The organism is Xanthomonas axonopodis pv. maculifoliigardeniae (assembly GCF_041519315.1).
GTDB lineage: Bacteria > Pseudomonadota > Gammaproteobacteria > Xanthomonadales > Xanthomonadaceae > Xanthomonas > Xanthomonas euvesicatoria.
Window position 1 is genome coordinate 1,497,032 of sequence record NZ_CP167998.1, and the last position, 18,303, is coordinate 1,515,334.

At 66.9% G+C, this 18,303-nt stretch carries 19 protein-coding genes; 9 read left to right on the top strand and 10 right to left on the bottom strand.

What is annotated here, in order from left to right:
* The first annotated feature begins 64 nt into the window (after window positions 1–64).
* From ACDH77_RS06575 to ACDH77_RS06605, 7 genes are all read left to right on the top strand, one after another.
* Window positions 65–1,276, top strand: a complete 1,212-nt coding sequence (locus ACDH77_RS06575; protein WP_031421810.1) for an MFS transporter — start codon at window positions 65–67, stop codon at window positions 1,274–1,276.
* A gap of 162 nt (window positions 1,277–1,438) precedes the next feature.
* Window positions 1,439–1,609 (top strand): hypothetical protein, encoded by a 171-nt coding sequence (locus ACDH77_RS06580; protein WP_014089715.1) that lies wholly within the window; start codon window positions 1,439–1,441, stop codon window positions 1,607–1,609.
* A 219-nt stretch (window positions 1,610–1,828) separates the two neighbouring features.
* Window positions 1,829–2,284 (top strand): PA2169 family four-helix-bundle protein, encoded by a 456-nt coding sequence (locus ACDH77_RS06585; RefSeq protein ID WP_014089716.1) that lies wholly within the window; start codon window positions 1,829–1,831, stop codon window positions 2,282–2,284.
* 271 nt (window positions 2,285–2,555) lie between these two features.
* Window positions 2,556–3,158 (top strand): RNA 2',3'-cyclic phosphodiesterase, encoded by a 603-nt coding sequence (gene thpR / locus ACDH77_RS06590; protein WP_136732507.1) that lies wholly within the window; start codon window positions 2,556–2,558, stop codon window positions 3,156–3,158.
* Between the two features lie 35 nt (window positions 3,159–3,193).
* Entirely contained in the window at window positions 3,194–3,799 is a 606-nt protein-coding gene (locus ACDH77_RS06595; protein WP_338338679.1) for a hypothetical protein, read from the top strand.
* Window positions 3,800–3,859: 60 nt separating this feature from the next.
* On the top strand, window positions 3,860–4,054 hold the full coding sequence (locus ACDH77_RS06600) for an oxidoreductase-like domain-containing protein (RefSeq protein ID WP_008578230.1): 195 nt from the start codon (window positions 3,860–3,862) through the stop codon (window positions 4,052–4,054).
* A gap of 69 nt (window positions 4,055–4,123) precedes the next feature.
* Window positions 4,124–5,497, top strand: coding sequence for a virulence factor (locus tag ACDH77_RS06605; protein WP_218534242.1), 1,374 nt, complete (start codon window positions 4,124–4,126; stop codon window positions 5,495–5,497).
* Between the two features lie 291 nt (window positions 5,498–5,788).
* Here the strand turns inward: ACDH77_RS06605 and mprF are convergent, their stop codons facing one another.
* Complete coding sequence (gene mprF, locus ACDH77_RS06610; protein ID WP_372353774.1) at window positions 5,789–8,353, bottom strand: bifunctional lysylphosphatidylglycerol flippase/synthetase MprF; 2,565 nt, start codon at window positions 8,351–8,353, stop codon at window positions 5,789–5,791.
* 92 nt (window positions 8,354–8,445) lie between these two features.
* Here mprF and ACDH77_RS06615 point away from each other — a divergent pair, with 92 nt between their 5' ends.
* Entirely contained in the window at window positions 8,446–9,324 is an 879-nt protein-coding gene (locus ACDH77_RS06615) for a DUF998 domain-containing protein (RefSeq protein WP_338338722.1), read from the top strand.
* A gap of 10 nt (window positions 9,325–9,334) precedes the next feature.
* On the top strand, window positions 9,335–9,682 hold the full coding sequence (locus ACDH77_RS06620) for a RidA family protein (RefSeq protein ID WP_008578235.1): 348 nt from the start codon (window positions 9,335–9,337) through the stop codon (window positions 9,680–9,682).
* A gap of 156 nt (window positions 9,683–9,838) precedes the next feature.
* Here the strand turns inward: ACDH77_RS06620 and ACDH77_RS06625 are convergent, their stop codons facing one another.
* The 9 genes from ACDH77_RS06625 to ACDH77_RS06665 form a co-directional block, all read right to left on the bottom strand.
* Complete coding sequence (locus ACDH77_RS06625; RefSeq protein WP_029819003.1) at window positions 9,839–10,909, bottom strand: cyclopropane-fatty-acyl-phospholipid synthase family protein; 1,071 nt, start codon at window positions 10,907–10,909, stop codon at window positions 9,839–9,841.
* 17 nt (window positions 10,910–10,926) lie between these two features.
* Window positions 10,927–11,709: a DUF1295 domain-containing protein gene (locus tag ACDH77_RS06630; protein WP_014089721.1), complete on the bottom strand. Its 783-nt coding sequence runs from the start codon at window positions 11,707–11,709 to the stop codon at window positions 10,927–10,929.
* A complete protein-coding gene (locus tag ACDH77_RS06635) occupies window positions 11,706–12,251 on the bottom strand; it encodes a DUF2878 domain-containing protein (protein WP_008578238.1) in 546 nt (181 codons plus the stop codon). The genes ACDH77_RS06630 and ACDH77_RS06635 overlap by 4 nt, the downstream gene beginning before the upstream one ends.
* The gene (locus ACDH77_RS06640) at window positions 12,248–13,543 is read right to left on the bottom strand and encodes an SAM-dependent methyltransferase (protein WP_008578239.1); all 1,296 of its coding nucleotides are present in this window, start codon (window positions 13,541–13,543) and stop codon (window positions 12,248–12,250) included. Before ACDH77_RS06640 ends, ACDH77_RS06635 begins: the two co-directional genes overlap by 4 nt.
* Window positions 13,540–14,424, bottom strand: coding sequence for a DUF1365 domain-containing protein (locus ACDH77_RS06645; RefSeq protein WP_031421817.1), 885 nt, complete (start codon window positions 14,422–14,424; stop codon window positions 13,540–13,542). Before ACDH77_RS06645 ends, ACDH77_RS06640 begins: the two co-directional genes overlap by 4 nt.
* Window positions 14,424–15,674: an NAD(P)/FAD-dependent oxidoreductase gene (locus ACDH77_RS06650; RefSeq protein WP_008578241.1), complete on the bottom strand. Its 1,251-nt coding sequence runs from the start codon at window positions 15,672–15,674 to the stop codon at window positions 14,424–14,426. Before ACDH77_RS06650 ends, ACDH77_RS06645 begins: the two co-directional genes overlap by 1 nt.
* Complete coding sequence (locus ACDH77_RS06655; RefSeq protein WP_008578242.1) at window positions 15,671–16,669, bottom strand: acyl-CoA desaturase; 999 nt, start codon at window positions 16,667–16,669, stop codon at window positions 15,671–15,673. The genes ACDH77_RS06650 and ACDH77_RS06655 overlap by 4 nt, the downstream gene beginning before the upstream one ends.
* Window positions 16,670–16,891: 222 nt before the next feature.
* Complete coding sequence (locus ACDH77_RS06660; RefSeq protein ID WP_008578243.1) at window positions 16,892–17,725, bottom strand: anti-sigma factor domain-containing protein; 834 nt, start codon at window positions 17,723–17,725, stop codon at window positions 16,892–16,894.
* The gene (locus ACDH77_RS06665) at window positions 17,722–18,285 is read right to left on the bottom strand and encodes a sigma-70 family RNA polymerase sigma factor (protein ID WP_008578244.1); all 564 of its coding nucleotides are present in this window, start codon (window positions 18,283–18,285) and stop codon (window positions 17,722–17,724) included. Before ACDH77_RS06665 ends, ACDH77_RS06660 begins: the two co-directional genes overlap by 4 nt.
* Between the last annotated feature and the right edge of the window lie 18 nt (window positions 18,286–18,303).

Consider the following 18,303-nt stretch of genomic DNA (forward strand, 5'->3'; position numbering starts at 1 on the left):
GTCGCACTTTCCTGCCGTGCTGCATTGCACAATAATAGGCCGCCCCGCCACTCTGGAGTCGGGCATGACCGATACCGACCTTTCTTCGCCACGCGTGTCCCGGCGCGATTACGTGCTGATCCTGCTTGCGCTGGCGATGGGCGGCTTTGCGATCGGCATCAGCGAATTCTCCACCATGGGCCTGATGACGCAGATTGCGCAGGGCTTGCAGATCACCGAGCCGCAGGTCGGTCACGTCATCAGCGCGTATGCGTTGGGCGTGGTGGTGGGTGCGCCCTTGCTGGCGATCCTGGGCGCGCGCTGGCCACGGCGCACCTTGTTGCTGCTGTTGATGGTCTTCTATGCGCTGGGCAACGTGGCCAGCGCATTGGCACCGAGCTACCACGCCATGCTGCTGTGCCGCTTTATCGCCGGACTGCCGCATGGCGCCTACTTCGGCGTTGCGTCGCTGGTGGCCGCATCGATCAGCCCGCCCAATCAACGTGCCACTGCAGTGGGGCGCGTGTTGTTGGGTCTGAGTGTTGCGCTGCTGGTGGGCAACCCGCTGGCAACCTGGCTGGGGCAAATCGTGAGCTGGCGCTGGGCCTATGCGTCGGTGTCGGTGATTGCGCTGGGCACGGTCGCCGCCGTGGCGGTCCTGTTGCCGCCGCAGCCGGAGGAGCCGCGCCAGCAGCCGCTGCGCGAATTGCGCGCGTTCAATCAGCCGCAGGTGTGGCTGGCATTGGCGATCGGGGCGGTGGGTTTTTCCGGCATGTTCTGCGTCTTCAGTTACCTTGCGCCGACCTTGACTGCGGTGACCGGCGTAACCGCAGCGCGCATCCCGTTGGCGATGGTGGCGTTCGGCGTGGGCGGGGTGCTGGGAAGCATCCTGGGCGGTTGGTTGTTCGATCGCATGCAGTTCCGCGCCGTACCGGTGTTGCTGCTGTGGTCGGTGGTGGTGATGTTGACGTTTCCGCTGGCAGCGCAGTCAGGCGTGTGGGTGTTCGTCTCGATCGTGGCGGTCGGCACCATGGGGGCGTTGGCGCCGGCCTTGCAGACGCGCTTGATGGACGTGGCGGCAGAAGCGCAGACCCTGGCCGCAGCGTCCAACCATGCAGCGTTCAATACGGCCAATGCATTGGGTCCATGGCTGGGTGGCATGGCGATCACGGCAGGCTGGGGTTGGACCTCCACCGGCTACGTCGGCGCGGCCACCGCGCTCGGCGGGTTGCTGGTCTATGCAGCGGCGGTGTGGCAGGAACGCCATCAGCAACGTGCAGTGCTGACGAATTGCTGAGTTGCCGGTGCCGCAATGCGTCAAGCGCCCGCGGCGCCGTTTCGCTCCGGTGGCAGCTTGCGCCGCCATGCAGCGATTCGCACGGCCCATGTGCCATCACGACAGCCATCTCACGGGGCGCCGGCGAGACTTCGCGTTCCATCAAGCGGACCGAACAGTGCCATGAACGAGTTCACTCCACCGCCGTGGAAGCGCTCCAATCCCAAGGGCAAGGCGAAGTCGACACCGTTGACCGATGCGCAAAAAGCAGCCGCCAAGCAGCGCGCCGAAGAGGCGGGGCGGCCGTATCCGAATCTGGTCGACAACATGTGGGCCAGTCGCCAGCCGAAGTGATCTTGATCCGCTGTTGGCATGGATGAATTGCAATTCATCGCCTGCATGATGGCGTGAGGACGATGCCCACATCGCTCACATATCGATTATGCGGGCGACGCGAGGATGAGGCCGTACACAACGCGACGGCACTGCAATCAACCCATCGATTGACTCAACCCGCCGCACGCGCAGTCATCGCACCGCGCGGCGTCGGTCCATCCAAACAAGGAGCCACACATGAGCATTCAGAGCAAAACTGAGCATAGCCTCAACGACCTCATCGCCATCTCGCGCGACGGCAAGGACTTCTACGAAGAAGCCGCGGCCAAGGTGGGCGACGCGGAGCTCGCGACGCTGTTCCGCCGCATCGCCGGCGTCAAGACCGACATCGTCAGCAGCCTGAGCAGTGTGGTCGCCGCCGCCGGTGGCACGCCGGAACAGCACGGCACCATGGTGGGCAGCATGCAGCAGTTCTACGGCAAGGTTCGCGCAACCCTGGGCGACACCAAGTACGGCTATGTGGCCGAGTTGGAAGAGTCCGAAGACCGTCTGTTGAAGGCGTTCGACGAGACCATCGCCGACCAGGACACCCCGGCCGCTGCACGCGAAGCCGCGCTGCGCCTGCTGCCTGAGGTACGCGCTTGCCATGACGTCATGCGCAACCGCAAGCATGCGATGAAGAGCGCCGCATAAGCTGCGCGTTGAACCGAGTGCATCGTCACCGATCCGATGCAGCTCCGGAGTAAGACGATAAAGGCGGAAACGGGCAGCGCATGCTGCCCGTTTCTTTGTGTGTCGCCGCAGGCGCGCATGCATGGCGCAAGGCCGCAATCGCAGTTCCACGCAATGCACGAGGTTCCACATCCACGCCATGCATGCCGGCATGTCCGGCACGCGTCGGGTCTGCTAGTATCCGCCGCCCTTCTTCAGGCAGGCCCGCGTTGCGCGGTCGTGGCATCCATCCATGAAGCAACAGTTCCTGTATCTGTCATCGGCCGAGGCACAGCTGTCGCTCGGGCTTGGAGAAGAGAAGACCACCGAACGTCTGTTTTTCGCGGTGATGGCCGATACGTCCACTGCCGAGCATGCAGCGCGCATTGCCGACCGCCTGTTGCAAGGCGGGCACGCCCAAGGCAAGGCGCTTGCGCGCGAACGGCTGCATGTGACCCTGCATCATCTGGGCGATTACGCCGGTGGTCTGCCGCCATCGTTGGTGAGCCGCGCCAGCCAGGCCGCGACGCGCGTGCAAATGGACGCGTTCGAGGTGGAGTTCGATCGCGTCGGCACCTTCGGCGGTAGGCGCTCGCAACTTCCCTGCGTGCTGCGTGGCGAAGAGCAGGTGCGTGGGCTTTACGAGCTGCAGGGCGCATTGGGAAAGCAGCTGGCGCATGTGGGCATTGCCGGCGATGCGCAATACACGCCGCACATGACGCTGCTGTACTGCAATCAGGCGGTGCCGCAGCGGCGCTGCGATGCGCTTGCCTGGACCGTGCGCGACTTCGCGCTGGTGCGCAGCTTTCTTGGCCAGTCGCGCTACCAGATCGAAGGCCGCTGGTCGCTGCGCTGATGTGCATGGCCGCGCGTACGCGGTAGCCTGCGGACATGGACATCGCCACGCCACTGCCATTGCACGCCGACCACCTGGCCGCGCTCGAACAGGCCTATGCCGCCCCGCCGCGCGCTTACCACCACTTCGGCCACGTTCGCGCGGTGCTGCAGCACTACGCCGAGGTCGCGGCCGGGCCGGGCTGGCGCCAGCCGACAGAAGTCTGGCTGGCGGTGCTGTTCCATGATGCGGTGTATCAGCCCGGACGCCGTGACAACGAGGCGCAATCGGCACTGATGGCGGCCGAAGCCATCCCGCGCTGGTGGCCGCAGGCGCGGGTGGATGTCGAGCGGGTGCAGGCGCTGATCCTGCTCACGGCTCGGCACGGGCACGTGCTGCCGCAGGACGTGGATGAAGACGCCGCGCTGTTCCTGGACTGCGACATGGCGATCCTGGCCGCGCCCGCAGCGGTGTTCGATGCCTACGATCAGGCCATCGCCGAGGAGTATCGCGGGCACGTGCCCAGCGTGCTGTTCCGGGTCAATCGCCGCCGGTTCCTGGCCGGTGTGCTCAAGCAGCCGCGCATCTTCCTGAGCGACTACTTCCATACCCATTACGACACCGCGGCGCGCGCCAATCTGCGCCGGCGGCTGGGGCGCTGAGCCTACGCCCCAGCCGGCTGCATGTCCGGCTGAGTCCGATGCGCACGCTACAATGGCCGCATGCACGACAGCGCTGCTTCCCGCCCAGACCCACGCCCGATCGCCCCGCAGCCGCCTGCGCCCAACGAATGCTGTGAGAGCGGCTGCCCGCTGTGCGTGCACGATCTGTATGCCGAGGAGCTGACGCGTTACCGCCAGGCCCTGGCAGCGTGGGAAGCGCGCCAGCCGGCGGTCAGCCGCCCCGAGGCGCAATGAGCCAGGTCCTGCGCTTCGCGCTGCAGTCCGGAACGATTATCTTTGAACCACTTTTCCCGATGGTGCGACATGCGACGACTTGAAATGTGGAGCGCGCTCTGCGGCGCGGCGATGTTGACGCTGTCGGGCATGGCCGCCGCGCAGGCGCCGGAACCGGTCAGCCACGGCCGTTTCGAGCAGGTGCCGGTGCTGATGCCCAAGGGCGAGCCGCAACGGGTGGTGATCTGGCTGGCCGGTGCGGGCGATGCCGCCAAGCGCCAGGCCCAGGCAGAAAGCCTGCGCGCCGACGGTGCGATGGTGGCGGTGGTGGACACCGCGCACCTGTACGCAGTGCTGCGCAAGGCTGGCGGCACCTGCACGTTCTCGGTCGGCGACGTGGAAAATTTCTCGCGTTACGTGCAGGCCTTCTATCACATCCCCACCTATCGTCTGCCGCTGCTGGTGGGCGATGGCGAGGGCGCCGCGTTGGCCTACGCGATCGCGGCTCAGGCCAAGCCGCACGTCCTGGCCGGCGTGCTCACCGACGGGCTCTGCCCGGCCACCGTGTCCAACCAGGCAATCTGCCAGCCGGGTGTACGCCCGGGGACCAACACGCTGTTGCCGGTGCCGTTGCAGATTCCCTGGGTGCTTGCCGCCAGCCAGGACAAACGCTGCCCGGCGGTTGCCGAAGAGGGTTTCCTCAAGCAGGTGCCGCAGGCGCGAACCTTCCGGCGCTCTGCCAAAGGCGACATCCTGCCCGGCCTGCGCGCCGCGGTGCGTTCGCTGGGCGAACAGAAGGGCGTGGCGTTGCCGCCGCCGCCGGGCGGTCTGGCGGATCTGCCGGTGGTGGAACTGCCGGCCAAGCCCGATGGCGACAGCGACGACGACACCTTCGTGATCTTCGTGTCCGGCGATGGCGGTTGGGCAGGCCTGGACGAAGAGGTAGCCGATGCACTCGCCGCGCAAGGCATTCCGGTGGTCGGCCTGGATTCGCTGCGTTACTTCTGGACCGAGCGCACCCCGCAAGGCTTTGCCGACGACCTGGATCGCATTGCCCGCATCTATGCGCAGCGCTGGGATCGCCAGCGCGTGGTACTGATCGGCTTTTCGCAGGGCGCCGACGTGCTGCCGGCGGCCATCAATAAACTGCCCGCTGCGACCAAGCAGAACCTGCGTATGACGGCGCTGCTGTCGGTCGGCAAGCTGGCCGACTACGAGTTCCACGTCAGCAACTGGCTGGGCTCGGACGACGAGGGCCTGCCGATCGCGCCGGAAGTACAGCGTCTGCCGGCCGGCACGACGGTGTGCATCTACGGCCAGGACGACGACGATGCGCTTTGCCCGAACCTGCCCGCAAACGTGGCCAAGCGGGTCGCACTGCCAGGCGATCACCATTTCAAGGGCGATTACACGACCCTGGCCAAGACGATCATGGACCAGTTGCACACGCTGTCGAAGCCGTAAGGCCGGACAGTGTTTGATCTGAGTGCGCCGACCGTGTCCTGGTCGGCGGCGCGGTGCCGGGTCCGGAATCGCGACACGCTGTAAACCCGTCCTGGAAGCTCGATGGCGGCATCCATGCCGCCCCACATGCGCTGGCCCGCGGAGGTGGCACCGCGCTTTCACGGTCTGCGACCGCTGCTCCGCACACCAGGATTGCCGGAAACGGCGTGCTCCTGCGTTGTCAATCCGCTCCGGTGGGCGCCAGCAAAGGCGGCCGGACCTGCATGTTCGGCGCCAGCGTCGCGCGCGGGCTTACTCCTGCCGCCCAGGATCGGCCGAGATCAGGCGGGTGACATCCAGCAAGGCGGCCGGCAGATGCATGCCGCCGGGGGCGACCAGATAGCGTGGACGCCAGGTCGGGGCGAACTTCGACTTGAAGCGGCGTAGGCCGCTGAATCCGTAGAAACGCTCGCCGTGCCGCGCGACCAGGCTGGCGAAGCGGTTCCAGCGCCCGGCCAGGCGATGTTCGGCCAGGCCCGACAACGGTGCCATGCCCAGCGAGAACCGCGTGTAGCCGTTGGCCTGGCCCCACAGGAACAACTCGATGAACAGGAAGTCCATAGTGCCCTTCGGTGCCTGCGCGCTGTGCCGCATCAGGTCCACCGACAGTTCGCCGCCGGCCGGTGCCCACCACACGTTGGCAAATGCCACGATCTGGCCTTCGACCTCGGCCACCGCCACCGGGAAGCGACGCAGGTAATCCGGATCGAAGCTGCCCAGCGAAAAGCCTTTCTCTTCGCCGGATTTTTCTTCCAGCCATTGTTCCGACACCTCGGCCAGGCGCGGCAATACCTCCTCCACCTGTTCGGGCGGCAGCATGCGGAAGCTCAGGCCGCCGCGCTTGCCGCGGTTCCAGGCCTGGCGCAGGTCGGCACGGTCGCGGCCTTCCAGGGTGAAACCCTCCAGCGGCACGATCGCCTCTTCGCCCAGCTTGACCAGGGTCAGGCCCATGTCGAGATAGGTCTGCCAGTACCGTTCGCCGACCTGGTAGAACACCGGGCGCAGGCCCATGTGGTCGGCCTCTTCACGGAAGCGCCAGATCAGCGCGCACGCCACCTCCGGCGGACCGACCGGGTCGCCCATGGAAATCAACGAACCCCCATAGCGCTGCATCATCACAAAGCCACGGCGCTGCTCATCCAACAAAAACGCCTTGTCGCCGGTCAGCGCCAGGCAGGCCTGGGTATCGGTGCTGGTGGCCAGGATCGGTGCCAGCGTCTGCAGCGTCTGCGCATCGGCCGCCGGCATCGGCCTGCGCCCACCACGCAGCAGGCGCGCCATGCCGAACACGATCACGCCCACGCACAGGATCAGCGCGGCGCGCAATGCACGCGGCGCATTGGCCGAGGTGGCGAACTGCCACCACAGATCGTTGCTGTATTCGACATGGCTGTAGACGAAGAACAGCAGCCAGAACGTGGCCACCAGCACCAGGCCCAGGTTGCTCAGCCAGCGCCACGACCAGGCTTCGTCCAGCAGCGCGCCCTGGCGATAGAACTCGCGTCGCGCCGCCCACAGCGCAACCGCTGCCAGCGCCGCCGACAACGACACCGAGATATGGCTGCCGCGCAGCAGCGCCAACGGCGGCAGCAGCAAGCACACGCCCAGCGCCAGCACCCAGGCCGCATGGCTGCGGCGCTGCAGGCCCTGGCCGATCAGCAGCAGCATCATGCCGCCCAGGCTGACCAGCAGATGCGAGGTTTCGATCAGCGGCAGCGGCGCCACTTCCTGGCGCGCGCGCGGTGTCGGCAGGGTGCCGTCGATCACCAGCGCGGCACCCACTGCAAACACCGCCAACGCCAGAATCTGCGGCAGCCACGGGCGCAGGGTCTTCCACACGGTGCGCGCGGTGCTGGCGCCGACGCGTACCGGCGCGCGCAGCCCGGAGGCGGCCGCCATGGCCACCGAGATCAGCAGTGGCACGATGTAGTACGTGACGCGGTAGGCCAGCGCCGCGGCCAGGACCGCGGCGGGAGTCACGTGCGGCAGCAGTTTGAGCAGGCTCCACTCGAACACGCCCAGGCCGGCCGGCACGGTGGAGATCAGCCCGGCCACCACGGCCACCAGCCAGATGCCGATGAAGCCGAAGTAGCCGGTACCGGGGTCCGGCGGCAGCAGCACGTAGAACGCGGCCGCGGCCAGGCCCAGTTCCACCACGCTCAGTGCGGTGACGCCCAGCACCGTGGTGCGGTCCGGTAACCAGAACCGGTGGGTGCGGATGCCGAACTCGCGGCCCTGTTTGCCGACCAGCGCCAGCATGGTGCTGTAGCCGACCAGCAGGGCGATGCCGGCAATGCGGATGGCCTGCGCAGTGATCGGCAACGCGCGCGCGGCCGCTTCCGGTTCCAGCAGCAATGCCAGACCCAGCAGCACCCAGGCCCCGAAGATGAAGCCCAGGGTGCTCATCAGCACCACCTGGCCAATCTCGGCCAGGGTCAGGCCCACGCTGCCGTAGCCGCGCAGTCGCACGGCGCCGCCGGTGAGTGCGGCAAAGCCCAATGTCTGCCCGACCGCATGCGCCATGAAGGCGGTGATGCCCACCCGTGCCGGATGCAGCTGCTTGCCGGTGCGCTTGAGCCCCACCCAGTCGAAGCCCACCAGGCACGCGTAGCTGCTCAGGCCGAGCAGCAGCGTCAGTGCGATCTGCCCCGCGCCCAGCGCACGGAACGCATGCCGGATCTGGCGGTAGCCGTGGTCGGTGAACTGCGACGACAGCGCATGCAGGGCCATCGCCAGGATCGCCAGGCTGATGATGACCGGCAAGGCGCGACGCCAACCGCTGGCGGACGTTTCGGAAGACGCGGGGGTATCCGTCATGAGGGCAACGGGATCTGCTGAAAGGGAAGGAGGGTGCATGCACGAGGTGTGCCGCGCGCGCGTTTGCAATGCATGGGCCGGTCGGGTTGAGGGTGCATGCAGCGTGGTTGCGAAGGTGCCGACATCCAGTGAACGCGTGGTTCGATCGTACCGACACAGTGTCCGTGCGGGCCGGCCGCGCGCATCATAGGGCAAAGCCGCACACGCGTGCCGAACGAACACGACAGGACCGCCATGACAGTTGGAAGGCAGACAGGCTGCTGATGCGCACTCCACCCGATTCCCCAACGTTTGCGCCGCACGCGCGGGCCATGCCGCCGCGCTGGAGCGGCTACGCCGGCCGCATCGCCGCCGCCGCTGGCATGGTCTTCATCGGGCTGGTGCTGGTGTTGCAATGGCTGCGCCGCGATCTCTGGTGGGTGGATGCGCAACTGAGCGCCTATCTGCACGGTCCGTATGGCCTGTTGCTGCGCACCGCCTACTGCCTGCTGGCCGCCAGCATGGCGTGGCTGGCGCTGGGGCTGTATGCGGCGTTGGCGCCGGCCGCGCGCAGCCGCACCGTGCTGGGCTTGTTCTGGATGGCGGCAGTGGGGCTGTGCATGGTCTCGATCGGCGACAGCTGGATGCCCGAGCTGGCGCCGGAGGCGGCCGCGATGGTGCATGTGTTGTCGGCGGATACGACGTTTCTGTGCGTGATTGCCGCGGTATTGCTGCAGGCGTGGTACTTCCGGGCCGATGTGCGGTGGCGTGCACACTTTCCTTCGGCCTTCCTGCTGGGCTGGGCAGCGTTTGCGGTGTTGCTGTTCCATGTCACCGTGACCAGCGCACCCCTGGGCATCAGCCAGAAGATCGCCATCGTGCTGATCGTGGCCTGGATGGTGCGCGCGGGCACCGTGTTGGCGCGCTGCGAGCGCGACGGGGCTGCACGTCTGCCGCATTCGCGGGACAATGCAGGGGTCAATCAACCGTAGGAAGCCTGAAATGCTGCAGCGATTCGATGCGGGTCCGCGTATGTCCGAAATGACCGTCCATGCCGGCGTGTGTTACCTGGCCGGCCAGATTGCCGAGGACACCAGCCAGGACATCACTGGGCAGACCCGGCAGGTGCTGGGCGAGATCGACAAGCTGCTGGCGCTGGCGGCCAGCGACAAGACCAAGATCCTGCGTGCAGAGATCTTCCTCGCCGACATCGCCGATTTCGATGGCATGAACAAGGCCTGGGACGAGTGGGTGCCGCACGGCTTCACGCCTGCCCGTGCCACCGTTGAAGCCAAGTTGGCGCGGCCGGAGTGGAAAGTGGAAATCGTGGTGACCGCTGCGGCGGGTTGATCGCGCCACTGGGTGCGGCGCTTGAAGCGGTACGCGCGATTTCACGCAGCGCTTCAGCGCAACCAAGTGACTGCTGCGCGGTTATCGCAGTGCACGCAAGCACGCGCGGTGCATGGTGGCCGGCAGTCATGTTCGCAACGGCTGCCGGCGGTGCAATCAACGTTTGACGAAGCGGTAATGCGCCACGCCCCACTCGCGGCCGTGGTCGTAGCCGAACAATTCCGCGCAGGCCAGCCAGAACATCCGCCAGCGCTGCCACCAACGCTGCGCGTCGTCGCCGTAGGTCTGCTTCAACAGCGGCATGATCTGGTCGCGGTGGCGGTCCTGGTTTTCCAGCCAGGCGTTGGCGGTCTTCTCGTAATGCTCGCCCGACAGCAGCCAACGTTGTTCGATCACCACATCCTGCTGGAAGTGCAGCAGGGTATCGGCCGCCGGCATCAGCCCGCCGGTGAAAAAATGCCGGCCCATCCAGTTGTCTTCGCCGGCCACTTCGAACGGGTAGGCCAGATCGCGGTGGCAAAAAATGTGCACGAACAGCTTGCCGCCCGGTGCCAGCCAGCTGCCGACGCGTGCGAGCAGGTCGCGGTAGTTGCGCATGTGCTCGAACATTTCCACTGACACCACGCGATCGAAGTCGCCCGGTGGCAGGGTCAGCGCGTTGACGTCGGCAGTGATCACCTGCACGTTGCTCAGCCCGCGCACGCGGCACTGCTCCAGGATATGCGCGCGCTGCGGGCGCGAGTTGGACACCGCCGTGATGCTGGCGTTCGGATAGCGCTCGGCCATCCATAGGGTCAACGAGCCCCAGCCGCAGCCCAGTTCCAGGATGCGTTGACCATCGGCCAGTTCGGCGCGCTCGCCGTACAGCGCCAGCATGCGTTCTTCGGCGGCATCCAGATTGGGCGTGGTGGCATCCCAGTAGCAGCTGCTGTACTTGAGCCGGCGGCCCAGGCACAGGGTGAAGAACTGCGGCGGCAATTCGTAATGCTGGCGATTGGCCGCATCGGTTTCGATCGCGATCGCGCTGGCCCGCAGGCTGTCGATGAAGGCGCGTTGCCGCTCGCCGTTGGCATCGGCATCGTTGCCGCGCTCATCGCGCAGGCGCTGCGCGCACAGGCGACGGATGCCGTGGCGCAAGACGGCGTCGGGCAGCACACCGGATTCGGCGAGCCGCGTGGCGAAGGCTTCTTCGGGCTGCGCGGAGGGCGGGACGATAACGGTAGACATGCAACTCTCCAGGCAAATCAGGACGAAGGGGGAAGCGGAAAGAACGCGCTGGTGCTGCGCTGGTACCGGGCATAGTCCTCGCCACGCGAGCGCAGCGCCTGCTGCTCGGTGTAAGGAATGCCGGTGAAGCGATACAGAAACACGAACATCACCACCGGCCCGAGCGCGCACAGCGCCACCGGCCACGGGCCGGCACCGACGGCCAGCGCCAGATACGCGAACCAGTGCACGAACTCGAAAAAGTAATTGGGGTGGCGCGAATAACGCCACAGCCCGGCGCGACAGGTCTTGCCGCGATTGGCCGGGTTGGCCTTGTGCGCCGACAACTGCCGGTCCGCCAACGCCTCGCCACCGACCGCGATCAACCACACGACGATCGCGATGGCTGTCCATGCGCTCCATTCCGCGTTTGGGTTGCTCGCCGCGGCCAGGAACGGCACCGCGAACAGCACCACCACCCCGGCCTGTGCCAGGAAAAAACCGAGGAACTTGCTCTGGCTGCCGTTCCAATGTTCGCGCAACGCGCGGTACCGGCCGTCTTCATGCGGGTCGCCGAAGACGCGCACGCCCAGGTGCAGCGCCAGACGCGCGCCCCACACGCCCCCGAGCACCGCCACCAGCACGCGCGGCAGCAGTGCGCCCTCGGACATCCACGCACAGTACGGCGCAGCCACCGCCAGGCAGCCCGCCCACAACACATCGACCGGGCCGGCGTTGCCGCTGCGACGCTGCCACAGCCAGCCGATCACCATCACCACGCTTGCGAACACGCCCACATGCAGCAGCGGCCAGGCATTCATTGCAGTTCTCCAGTGGGGTCATCGGGTAATGGTCGCGCCAGCCGGCGTGCATATAGCGACAACACGCCGCAGGCCACGCCCCAGCCGATGCCCACGGCAAGCACGGCATGCAGGTAAGGCGATTGAAATTCCACCGCGTGCCAGCTGCGTTGCGCCAGCCAGTACGAAAACGGCCCGAAGATCGCGCCCAGCAGCACCGCCAGCCACGGCCGCTGCATTGCCGTGGCCAGCGAATGGTTGAGGGTGAGCGCAAAGCCCAGCCACAACGCCAGGATCCACGGCGGCGCCAGCAGGCTGCCCGGCCACGGCGCGGCGTAGCGCACCCAATTGCCCGCTGCCAGCGTGGTGTCCAGCAGCAATCCCAGCGACAAGGCCGCCACCATCAACTGCACGTCGCCGGGCGCGCGTCGCGAAGGCCACAGCTGGTAAAGCGCGAAGACCGCCAGCGCCAGCAGCGTCGGCCAGATGCGCGCATGCGCAGCGGAACCGACCGCGACCAGCCACAGCACCTGCAGGCCGAGGTAGTTGCCGAGCTGCTTCATGCGCCGGCAGTGAGGCCAGGCACGAACTGCGGCGGGCGTGCAGCGGGTTTGCTCAGCCACAAATGCACATCGCCGATCGAGCGTTCCAGAAAGCCGGCCTCGCAATAGGCCAGATAGAACTCCCACATGCGGATGAAGCGCTCGTCGTAGCCCAGCGCACGCACCTGCGGCAACTGCGCCATGAAGCGCTGGCGCCACGCGCGCAAGGTCAGCGCATAGCTCGGGCCGATGTCTTCCAGATTGAACAGGCGCAGATCGCTGGCGCGCGCGATCGCGCCGGTCATCGCCGCAACCGAAGGAATGAAGCTGCCCGGGAAGATATGCCGTTTGATGAAGTCCACCGAGTGCAGCGCCTGCTTGTAGCGGTGGTCTTCGATGGTGATGGCCTGGATCAGCGCTTCGCCATCGTCGGCCAGCAGGCTGCCGACCTTGGCGAAGTAGGTGTCCAGATACTGGTGGCCGATGGCTTCGATCATCTCGATCGAGACCACGCGGTCGAAGCGGCCTTCCAGGTCGCGGTAGTCGTGCAACAGCACCGTCACCCGATCGCTCAGGCCTGCCGCGGCGATGCGTTGGTTGGCCAGTTCGAACTGCTCGCGCGAAATGGTGGTGGTGGTGACGCGGCAGCCGTGTTCGCGTGCGGCGTGCAGCGCAAAGCCGCCCCAGCCGGTGCCGATCTCCAGCACATGATGGTGCGGCGCCAGGCGCAGTTTCTGACAGATGCGTTCGAGCTTGCGGGTCGCCGCGCGCTCCAGTGCCGCCTCCCCCTGCGCCTCTTCGCCGTCGACAAAGATCGCCGACGAGTACATCAGGTTTTCATCCAGGAACAGCTTGAACAGCGGGTTGCCCAGGTCGTAGTGCGCGGCGATATTGCGCCGGCTGCCGCTGCGGGTATTGCGCGCAAACGCATGCAGGCTGCGCATGGCCCAGCCGCCCAGACGTGCGGTGCCGGTCTCCATCGCGTCCAGCCGCTCGCGGTTGCGCAGCAGCAGCCGCATCAACGCCACCAGGTCGTCGCACTGCCACTGCCCGTCCATATACGACTCGCCTGCACCGACACTGCCGTTGAGCGCCGCCTGGCGATAAAAGCCGGGGTCGATCACGCGCAGCTGCATCTGCAAGGCCTGCGCGCCCGTGGCCGTGCCAAGCGTGGTGACGGTGCCGGCTTCATGCAGCTGCAGCTGCCCGTCGCGCAATTGCCCAAGCGTGGCCAGCAGGCGCTTGCGCAGCAGGCGGTCCGTCCAGGAAGCCGCGCGCGGCGCAGCGTGATCGGGCAGGGACGTGGCGTTCATCGGGGTTCTCGCACAGGCGGGTGAGGGTGGTCGTGGACGGGGTTGCCGCGCAGCCACAGGCGCAAGGCCTGCCAGTGGATGGCAATCACCACCCACACCGTCATCAGCGGATAAGCCAGCAACGTGCGCGCCAGGTTGCGCGCGGTGAGCGGTTGACGTTGCAGTACCAGGGTGGCGTCGAAGCGGCGCGTGCCGCTGTTGTCGAGGGCACCGCCAGCATCGTCGCCAACGGCGTCCAGCACATCCATGTGCACGCGCAACTGCGCATCCGGCACGCTGAAGCGCCAGTCGTAGCGGTGTTGCATGCCCATGAACGGCGAAACGTGGAAGCGCTTGTCGAAGCGCCACGCATGCACGTCGCGATGCGTGCGCGCCTGCGCGACCGGCAGCACGTAGGTGTGGCGCTGCTGCCAGGGGGTGTTGGTGATTTCGGCCACGATCCAGCGCAGGCCGTCGTGGCGATCGAAGCAATAGTAGAAGCTGACCGGGTTGAACACGTGGCCGAAGTAACGCAGATGGGTCAGCAGCCGGATCGCGCCCTCGGGGCGCTCGCCGGTGTGCGTCTGCACGCAGTCGCGCACGGCCTGGTCCAGCGGAATGCGCGCATCGCCCAGATAGTCGCTGCGCCGGAACTGCGCCAGGTTGGCGCGCCCCACCGACCACAACCAGCGTCGTGCGAACACCTGATCCAGCTCGGACAGATCCAGGTACATCAGGAACAGGCGATGGCGAAAGTACAGCGCCTTGGGCATGAAGCGCCGGTGCCGCACCCAGCCGGTGTAGATCGCGCTGCGCAACGGCGCCTCCACGCGACCGGCGCCGCTGCCCTCGGCAGGGGGCAACGGCACCGCGTCGTGGTGGGCGTCGCGCAGCAACTGCATCACCAATGCACTCCCAGGCCATGCGCGACGTCCACGCCGCTGCGCAGGCCGTCTTCGTGGAAACCGAAGCCCCATGCGGCCCCGGCGAACCAGGTGTGTTGCACACCCTGGATCTCGGCCTTGCGCGCTTGTGCTGCCACTGCTGCGGCGTTCTGCACCGGGTGGCGATAGCGCATGCGCCGCAGCACCTTGCCCGGGTCGATCTCGTGATTGCGATTGAGGCTGACGATGAATGGCTGCGGTGACGCGATCGACTGCAGTGCGTTCATCCAGTAGCTCACCGTGCAGGCGGCATCCGGGTCGGCCGGCACGTGCGCGTTCCATGCTGCCCAGGCGCGCCGGTCGCGCGGCAGCACGCTGGCATCGGTGTGCAGCACGGTGTCGTTGTCCTGGTAGGTGATGCCACCGAGGATGTGGCGTTCGGCCGGCGTGGCGTCGCTGAGCAAACCCAGCGCATCGTCGGCATGGCAGGCCAGCACCACGTGGTCGAAATGTTCCTCGCAACGCGAGGCCTTCAGCACCACGCCATTGGGCGTGCGGCGGATTGCCTGGACCGGCGTGGACAGGCGCTCGATCACCTGCCAGCGCCGCCGCAGCGCACGCACATAGCTGTTGGACCCGCCCCGCACCACCTGCCACTGCGGGCGCCCGCTCAGTTGCAGCATGTGGTGATTGGCCATGAAGCCGATCAACTGGCCCATGGGAAATTCGAGAATGGTCTGCGAAGGCGAGGACCACAGCGCGGACGCCATCGGCACCAGGTGCTGGTCGCGGAATGCATCCGAATAGCCGTGCCGCTGCAGATACGCGCCCAACGTGCTGAAACGCTCGTCGCTGTGCAGCACCGCCGGTGCCTGGCGATAGAAGCGGCGCAGGTCGGCCAGCATGCCCCAGAAGCGCGGGCTGAGCAGGTTGCGGCGCTGGCAGAACAACCCGTTCAAGGTGCCGGCGTTGTATTCGAGCCCGCTGCGCGCGTCGTGGACCGAAAAGCTCATCGTGGTCGGCTGCGCGGCCACGTCCAGCTCGGCGAACATGCGCGTGAGCAGCGGGTAATGCTGCGGGTTGAACACGATGAAACCGCTATCCACCGCGTAACGCTGCCCCTCCAGCTCGATGTCGTGCGTGTGCGTATGCCCGCCCAGATAATCGGCTGCCTCGAAAAGGGTCACCTCGTAGCGCCGCGACAACAGCCACGCCGCGCCGAGGCCGGCGATTCCGCTGCCGACCACGGCAATCCTGCCCTCGCTCATCGTTTCACCCGTTCGGCGCGCTGGGTGAGCAGCTTCGGCATCGGCTTGAGGTCCCACACCAGCCCCACCCACGACATCGCGGTGAGTCCGTACCAGGTCGCGTCGTATTCCCACCATCGCAATCCCTGACGCGCCGAGCCGGGAAAGAAATGGTGATTGTTGTGCCAGCCTTCGCCGAAGGTGAGCAACGCCAGCAGCCAGTTGTTACGGCTGTCGTCGCGGGTGTCGAAGCGCCGGCTGCCGAAACGATGCGCCAGCGAGTTGATGGTGAAGGTGGCATGGAACAACGCCACGGTGGAGATCACAAAGCCCCACACCAGCAACTGCGCACCGCTGGTCTTCAGCGCGGGCGCAGCCACTGCCAGCCAGTCGCCGAGCAGGTACAGCCCCAGCGCCAGCAGCACCGGCATTACGATGTCGAAGCGGTCCAGAAAGCGCAGTTCGGCGAAACGGCGTAGGTCGGGGATCACTTCCCAGTCGGTGCGGAAATTGCGCGGGGTCAGGAACCAGCCGGTATGGCTCCACCAGAAGCCGTGCTGCGCCGGCGAATGCGGATCGCGGCCGGTGTCGGTATGCCGATGGTGGTTGCGATGATGCGCCGCCCACCACAACGGCCCGCGCTGCACGCAGGTGGCCCCGATGGCGGCAAAGACGAATTGCAGTGCGCGCGACGTCTTGAACGCGCGGTGCGAGAAGTAGCGGTGATAAAAGCCGGTGAGGGCGAACATGCGCAGCGCGTACAGCGCCACCGCCATGCCCACCGCGAACCAGGATGCACCGACCCAGAACACCGCCAGGCAGGCCAGGTGCAGGGCGATGAAGGGCACGGCACGTAGCCAGTCGATGCGATCGGCACGCGCTTCGTCCAGGGGCTCGTCGGCTTGCGAATCCACCCAGCGACGCAGACTGCCGACGCGTGCGGCCAGGCCGCCACGCGGTGGTGCGGTGGCGGGCTGGGGCGCTGCGGCGTGAGGGTCCAGGCCAGTGCTCGGCACGCGTGATTCTCCATAAGTAGTCGTGACCCAGTACGGACGCTGCCGGCAAACAGATGCACCAGCCCGCTTGATCGTCGCACGCATGGGTGGGGTTCGCTTGGCGTCGCGAATGAATCGCGCAGCTGCGCACACATTGCCCGCGCCAGAGACGTCCGGCGCGGATGAGGCTGTTTTGCAGAGCCCCGCCTGCGAGTGCCCGCAGGCGAGGTTAGGCGCGCTGGATCAGGGAGCCATCGCCAGCGTGCTGATGCCGCCCTTGGCCACCACGGTGCCGGTGGCAACGCCACCGGGCGCGCCGCCCGGCGGCTCCAGCGTGACGGCCAGAATGGCCTCGTTGCTCAACATGGGCATCAACTGATCGGGAATCTGCGCACGGCGTGCACGTTGATCGTCGAAGGTGCCCATCGAATGCGCCTTGCCGTCGGGGGTGATCAGCCACAGCTCCGGCACCTTGTCAGCGGTGGCGGTGCGGTCCAGCGGCGTCACCGTGATGGTGTGCTTGTCGGCGTCCATCAAGGCCACATAACCCGGGCGACCGTCTTCGGTGGCCAGGGTCGAGGTCATGGCGATCCCGGTCGCGGCAGGCGGATTGGTCGCAGGCGGGGTGACCGGGGTCTGCACCACTTCGCCGGTTGACGGCGGCTGCACCGGTGCCGGCGGCGTGCGCACGTTGAGCAGGGCGAGCACGCAGACCGCGGCAGTGGCCAGGCCGCCGACGCTGGCCCAGCGCCAGAACCGCACGTTGTTCCACAACGGGGCCGCGGGCGCGGTCGTGCTGACCGGCGCTGCAGACGGCACCGCGCGCAAGGGCGTATCGAAGCCCAGCGCCTGGCGTACGCGTACCCACACCTGATCCGGTGGCGTCTGCGCCACGATTTCCTCCAGCAGCGGCGCCAGCAGTTCCTGCCACTGCAGCACTGCCTGGGCGAACTGGCCGTCGGTGGCAATGCGTTGTTCGGCCGCCAGGCGTTCTTCTGCGCTCAACAGGCCAAGCACGTATTCGCCAGCCAGCACGTCGCGTGGCGGTTCCTGGTCGATGGGAAAGGGCGTACTCATCGTTCCAGACATGCCTTGAGTTTGGCCAGACCCCGACGGATCCAGCTCTTGACCGTGCCGATCGGCGTATCGGTGCGCGCGGCGAGTTCTTCGTAGGTGATGCCTTCGAAGAACGCCGTGCGAATCAACTCGCTGCGTGGCGGTTCCAGTTCGGCCAGGCAGTGATCGATGCGCCGGCGCGTGCTGGCGCGCTCGGTGCGATCCAGCGGCGAGGCATCGCTGGATCGCAGTTCGCCGGCATCGTCCAGCGCCACGTTGCGGCGCTGCGGCGCGTTGGCGCGCAGATGGTCGATGGCCTTGTTGCGCGCGATCATCGCCAGCCACGTGAGCCCGCGTGCGCGGTTCGGGTCGAACTGCCCGGCCTTGTGCCAGATCAGCGTGAACACGTCCTGCAGCACCTCTTCGGCTTCGGCACGTTGCGGGATCATCCGCAGGCACACGCCGAACAGCTTGGCGGAGGTCTGCCGATACAGCGCTTCGAAAGCATGCCGGTCGCCGCCCGCGGTGGCGGTCAGCAGGCGTCCGGTCTCATCGTCGTCGTGGCCAGGAATGGCACTCATGCGGTCGGGCGTTGGGTG